7 protein-coding genes are annotated in these 5,458 nt (G+C 69.7%); all 7 read left to right on the top strand.

Features of this window, described 5'->3' with window-relative positions:
• Positions 1-338 precede the first annotated feature (338 nt).
• Complete coding sequence (gene crcB / locus AOK08_RS34895; protein ID WP_055533477.1) at positions 339-797, top strand: fluoride efflux transporter CrcB; 459 nt, start codon at positions 339-341, stop codon at positions 795-797.
• Positions 794-1,177, top strand: coding sequence for a DUF190 domain-containing protein (locus AOK08_RS34890; RefSeq protein WP_055533476.1), 384 nt, complete (start codon positions 794-796; stop codon positions 1,175-1,177). Before crcB (AOK08_RS34895) ends, AOK08_RS34890 begins: the two co-directional genes overlap by 4 nt.
• Positions 1,174-1,530 carry a fluoride efflux transporter CrcB gene (crcB, locus tag AOK08_RS34885; RefSeq protein WP_055533475.1) on the top strand — a complete coding sequence of 119 codons (357 nt, stop codon included), beginning with the start codon at positions 1,174-1,176 and terminating at the stop codon, positions 1,528-1,530. The genes AOK08_RS34890 and crcB (AOK08_RS34885) overlap by 4 nt, the downstream gene beginning before the upstream one ends.
• An 82-nt stretch (positions 1,531-1,612) precedes the next feature.
• Positions 1,613-2,446, top strand: coding sequence for an undecaprenyl-diphosphate phosphatase (locus AOK08_RS34880; protein ID WP_055533474.1), 834 nt, complete (start codon positions 1,613-1,615; stop codon positions 2,444-2,446).
• A 163-nt stretch (positions 2,447-2,609) separates the two neighbouring features.
• Positions 2,610-3,299, top strand: a complete 690-nt coding sequence (locus tag AOK08_RS34875) for a FadR/GntR family transcriptional regulator (protein WP_055533478.1) — start codon at positions 2,610-2,612, stop codon at positions 3,297-3,299.
• Positions 3,296-4,786, top strand: a complete 1,491-nt coding sequence (locus AOK08_RS34870; protein WP_055533473.1) for an amino acid permease — start codon at positions 3,296-3,298, stop codon at positions 4,784-4,786. Before AOK08_RS34875 ends, AOK08_RS34870 begins: the two co-directional genes overlap by 4 nt.
• Before the next feature lie 50 nt (positions 4,787-4,836).
• A partial coding sequence (locus tag AOK08_RS34865) for an asparaginase (RefSeq protein WP_198539485.1) occupies positions 4,837-5,458 on the top strand: 622 nt, incomplete at its 3' end.

Here is a 5,458-nt window from a genome sequence, read left to right as displayed (position 1 = left end):
CTGCGGGCCGGTGGGGGCTGGTCGCGCAGTTCCCCGCGCCCCTGTCGGGGCGCTCGACCGCGGCCGGCATCGTCGATCCGCGTGCTCGGCGGGGCGTCGCCGTGCCTCCGTCCACGCGGCTTCCGTCCACGCGGCGCTCGGCGTCCGAGGTGGCGGCAGAGCCGGGTGCGGCTCCCGTACCCGGCCGTTACGCTGTTGGCCGGCCGCGATTCCCGCTCGCGGCGCGGCGGTGGGGCCCGCCGTACCCGAACCGCGGCAGCAGCGCCGCCAACGGTCCCTACTTGCGTTCACAGGCGTGCCCGTACGCCCGGGCGTCGGCGAGCAGGAGACGTACGGTCATGACAGACCCCGGCATCCGCACCGCGACCGTCGCCACCCGGCCGCGCCCGTCCGCCCTGCACGGCCAGGCCCCGGTCGTCGCGGTGGTCGCGGTCGGCGGCGCGATCGGCGCCTGCGCCCGGTATGCGGCCTCCCTGATCTGGCCCGCTCAGACCGGCGGATTCCCCTGGACCACCTTCTGGGTCAACGTCGTCGGCTGCGCGGTGATCGGTGTGTTCCTGGTCGCCGTCACGGAGATCCGGACCGTCCACCACCTCGTACGCCCGTTCTTCGGCACCGGAGTGCTGGGCGGCTTCACCACCTTCTCGACATACGCCGTCGACATCCAGAAGCTGGTCGGCCACGGCCGTCCCGGCACCGGGCTCGCCTATCTCGCCGCCACCCTGCTCGCCGCGCTCGCGGCCGTGACGCTGGCGGCCACGACGACCCGCCGGGTCCTGAAGCGGAGGACACGATGACCAGGCTGACCGGCAACGCCCTGCGCGTGACCGTCCTCATCGGCGAGAACGACACCTGGCACCACAAACCCCTCTACTCGGAGATCGTCCACCGCGCCCGCGCGGCCGGCCTCGCCGGTGCGAGCGTCTTCCGCGGCATCGAGGGCTTCGGCGCGTCCTCCCTCATCCACACCTCCCGCCTGCTCTCCCTCAGCGAGGACCTGCCGATCGCGATCGTCATCGTCGACACCGAGGAACACGTACGGTCCTTCCTGCCGCAGCTCGACGAACTCGTCACCGAGGGACTGGTCGTCCTCGACGACTGCGAGGTCATCAGGTACGTCGGCCGGACCGAGGATAAACCGGGCAAAGCGGGCGCGAAGGGTAAGAAGTCATTGTGAACTGGCTGCTCGTGATCACGGGCGGAATGATCGGCGCACCCCTCCGCTATCTCACCGACAGGATCGTCCAGTCCCGCCACGACACCGTCTTCCCCTGGGGCACCCTCGCCGTCAACGTCACCGGCTGTCTGATCCTCGGCCTGCTCGCCGGCGGCGCCCCGGGCCAGAACCTCCAGTTGTTCCTGGGTACGGGCCTGTGCGGAGCGCTGACCACGTACTCGACCTTCTCGTACGAGACCCTGCGGCTGACGGAGGGTGGGGCAGGTCTCCTCGCCGCCGCCAACGTCCTGGGGAGCGTGGTCGCCGGTCTCGGGGCGGCCTTCGCGGGCGTGTGGGTGGGGGGCGTGCTGTAGGCGGAGGGTGTTTGCGCCTTGCCGGGGTGTAGTAGGACTGACTCCGCCGCCACCCACCCCCTCCCCAGCAGAACTGGATTCCATGAGCGCCATCTCCGTCGGTCAGGCCGTCGTCCTCGGAGCCGTCGAGGGGGTGACCGAGTTCCTGCCGGTCTCCTCGACCGGCCATCTGAAGATCGTCGAAGGGCTGATGAACATCCCCGTCGACGACGCCGCTGTGGTCGGGTTCTCGGCCGTCATCCAGGTCGGCGCGATCGCCGCCGTGCTCGTGTACTTCTTCAAGGACATCGTCCGGATCGTCTCCGCCTGGGGGAGAGGCCTGCGCAACCGGGAGGAGCGCTACCACCACGACTACAAGTTCGCCTGGTGGGTCATCTACGCCACCATCCCGATCGTCGTCGTGGGCCTGGCCGCCAAGCCGCTGATCGAGGGCCCGCTGGCCTCGCTCTGGGTGGTCGCCGCCTCGCTGATCATCGGAAGCGGCGTGATGTGGGCCGCCGACCAGATGGGCCGGCACAAGCGCGGCGAGGACGACACCAGCCTCAAGGACGCGATGCTGGTCGGCAGTTCGCAGATCCTCGCCCTCCTCTTCCCCGGCTTCTCGCGCTCCGGCGCCACCATGTCCACGGCGCTGATCCTCGACCTCGACCGGGTCGCCGCGACTCGTCTCTCCTTCTTCCTCGGTATCCCGGCCCTGACCGGCGCGGGGATCTACGAGCTGAAGGACGCCCTGGGTGCGGGCGTGGGCGCCGCGCCGCTGGCCGTCGGCACTGCGGTGTCCTTCGTCGTCGCCTACGGCTCCATCTCCTGGCTGCTGAAGTTCGTCGCCAAGCACTCCTTCAACGCCTTCGTGATCTACCGGATCGTCGTGGGCGTACTGCTCTTCGCGCTGCTGGGAGCGGGCGTACTGAGCTGAGGCCGGACGGGACGCGGGGGCCGGGGCGAGGACCGCTCCGGCCCCTGACCTTTTGCTGTCCCGGCCAAACCCTTGACAGCTCTGTCTCTTCACCCGCAGGATCACCCCCGTGAACCTGTCAGACAGCCAGACAGGTGACTCGATACCGCGGCGCGTCAGCGCGATGGAAGCGGTCCTCGGTCATCTGCGCAGCGCCATCGAGCGCGGAGACTACGCCGTGGGGGACAAGCTCCCCTCCGAGGCCGAGCTGTGCCGGCGCCTGGAGGTGAGCCGGCCCGTGCTGCGGGAGGCCCTGCGGGCCCTGCAGACCATGGGCCTGACCGTCTCCAGGACCGGCAAGGGCACCTTCGTGGTGTCCAGCACCGTCGAGGACCCCACCTTCGGCGACTACGCGGCCAGCGACCTCCTGGAGGTGCGCCGGCACGTCGAGATCCCGGTCGCCGGCTACGCGGCCGTACGGCGGACAGCCGAGGACCTCGACCATCTCGCGCACCTGCTGGACCGCATGGAGCACGAGACCGACACCACCGCGTGGGTCGCCATGGACACCCTCTTCCATCTGGCCGTGGCCCAGGCCGCCCAGAACCCGGTGTTCCGCCGGGTGATCGAGGAGATCAGGGACGCGCTGGCCCGTCAGTCGGCCTTCCTGAACGAACTGGGCGGCCGGCGTGAGCAGTCCAACCGCGAGCACCGCGCGATCGTCGAGGCACTGATCGACCGCAGCGAGGACGACGCGGTGGCGGCCATGTCCCACCACCTCGACCGGGTCTCCACGACCCTCACCGACATCGTGCGCGCCGCGCACAAGGACAACCCCGCACAGAGATCCCCGGAAGGCGGACCCGAGGCGTGAGCGAGCAATCTTTGCAGGACGGCACGGCGGACGGCACGGCACTGAAGAAGGCCGTGCACGTCGACGCCGGTGACGCGGGCTACAGCAAGACGCTGAAGTCCCGGCACGTCAACATGATCGCCATCGGCGGTGCCATCGGCACCGGCCTGTTTCTCGGCGCCGGTGGCCGGCTGGCCGACGCCGGCCCCTCCCTCTTCATCGCCTACGCGGTCTGCGGCGTCTTCGCGTTCCTCGTCGTCCGGGCGCTGGGCGAACTCGTCCTGTACCGGCCCTCGTCGGGCGCGTTCGTGTCGTACGCCCGTGAGTTCCTGGGCGAGAAGGGCGCGTACACCGCGGGCTGGATGTACTTCCTGAACTGGGCCACCACCGGTATCGCCGACATCACCGCGGTGGCCACCTACACCCACTTCTGGGGCATGTTCTCCGACATCCCGCAGTGGGTGATCGCGCTGATCGCCCTCGCGGTCGTCCTCACCGTGAACCTGATCTCGGTGAGATTCTTCGGCGAACTGGAATTCTGGTTCGCGATCATCAAGGTCAGCGCCCTCGTCGTCTTCATGGTGATCGGCATCTTCCTGCTGGTCACCCAGCACCAGGTCGACGGCCACACCCCCGGCCCGTCCCTGATCACCGACAACGGCGGCGTCTTCCCCAACGGCCTGCTGCCCATGCTGCTGATCATCCAGGGCGTCGTCTTCGCCTACGCCTCCGTCGAACTCGTCGGTGTCGCGGCGGGCGAGACCGAGAACCCCGAGCAGATCATGCCCAAGGCGATCAACTCGATCATGTGGCGAGTCGGCCTCTTCTACGTCGGCTCGGTCGTCCTCCTCTCGATGCTGCTGCCCTGGAACAAGTACACGTCGGGCGAGAGCCCCTTCGTGACCGTCCTGTCCAACATCGGCATCCCGGCGGCCGGCGGCGTGATGAACCTGGTCGTCCTCACGGCGGCCATGTCTTCCCTCAACTCGGGCCTGTACTCCACGGGCCGCATCCTGCGCTCGATGGCGATGTCCGGCTCCGCGCCGAAGTTCACCGGCAACATGAGCCGCAGCCAGGTCCCGTACGGCGGCATCCTGCTCACCAGCGGTTTCTGCGTACTCGGTGTCGGCCTCAACTTCGTGGTCCCCGCCGACGCCTTCGAGATCGTGCTGAACTTCGCCGCGATCGGCATCCTCGCCACCTGGGGCATGATCATGATCTGCCACCTGGTGTTCTGGCGGAAGACCGAGAACGGCGAGCTGACCCGCCCGAGTTACCGCCTCCCCGGCTCCCCGTGGACCGAGCTGGTGACGCTGGCCTTCCTCGCCTCGGTCCTCGTCCTGATGTACGCCGACGGCGGCGCCGGCCGCACCACCGTGCTGTGTCTCCCGCTGATCGCCGGGGTACTGGTCGCGGGCTGGTACGGCGTCCGCGCCCAGGTGGCCCGCAAGGCCGCCGAGGCGAGCGGGTCCGCCGAGTCCCAAGGGTCGGCCGGAGCCGACGCGTGAGCCACGCAGTGATGCAGGATGACGTCATGCAGGAAGCAGCGCAGGCAGCCATGTACGGCGGCAGTTCCCTCGCGAACGCCCCCGCGATCCGCGAACCCCTCCACTCGCCCGTCGCGCACCTGGTGCGCGGCGGGGTCATCGAAGGCATCCACTACGGGTCGGTCGTCGTCCTCGGCGCCGACGGCCAGGTGGAGTTGCAGATCGGCGACATCGAGGCGGCCTTCTATCCGCGCTCGGCCCTGAAGCCGGTGCAGGCCGTGGCCATGCTCAGGGCGGGCCTGCCCCTCGACGGCGAGCTGCTCTCCCTGGCCGCCGCCAGCCACTCCGGCGAGGAACGCCACCTGGCCGGCACCCACCGCATCCTGGAGCTGGCCGGACTCACCGAGGCCGACCTGCGCAACGTGCCCGACCTGCCGTTCGACCCGGTCGTCCGGGACGGCTGGATACGCGAGGGCCGACTGCCCTCCCGCCCCGCCCAGAACTGCTCCGGCAAGCACGCCGCCATGCTCTACACCTGCCGGCTCAACGGCTGGCCCCTCGACAGCTATCTCGACCCCGGCCACCCCCTCCAGCAGGCCGTCTCCGAGATCGTCGAGGACCTCACCGGGCAGCGCGTCGCCCAGGTGACCGTCGACGGCTGCGGAGCGCCCCTCTTCGCCATCTCCCTGCACG

The organism is Streptomyces graminilatus (genome assembly GCF_001418565.1).
Classification (GTDB): Bacteria; Actinomycetota; Actinomycetes; order Streptomycetales; family Streptomycetaceae; genus Streptomyces; species Streptomyces graminilatus.
This window is presented reverse-complemented; position numbering and strand designations above follow the sequence as displayed.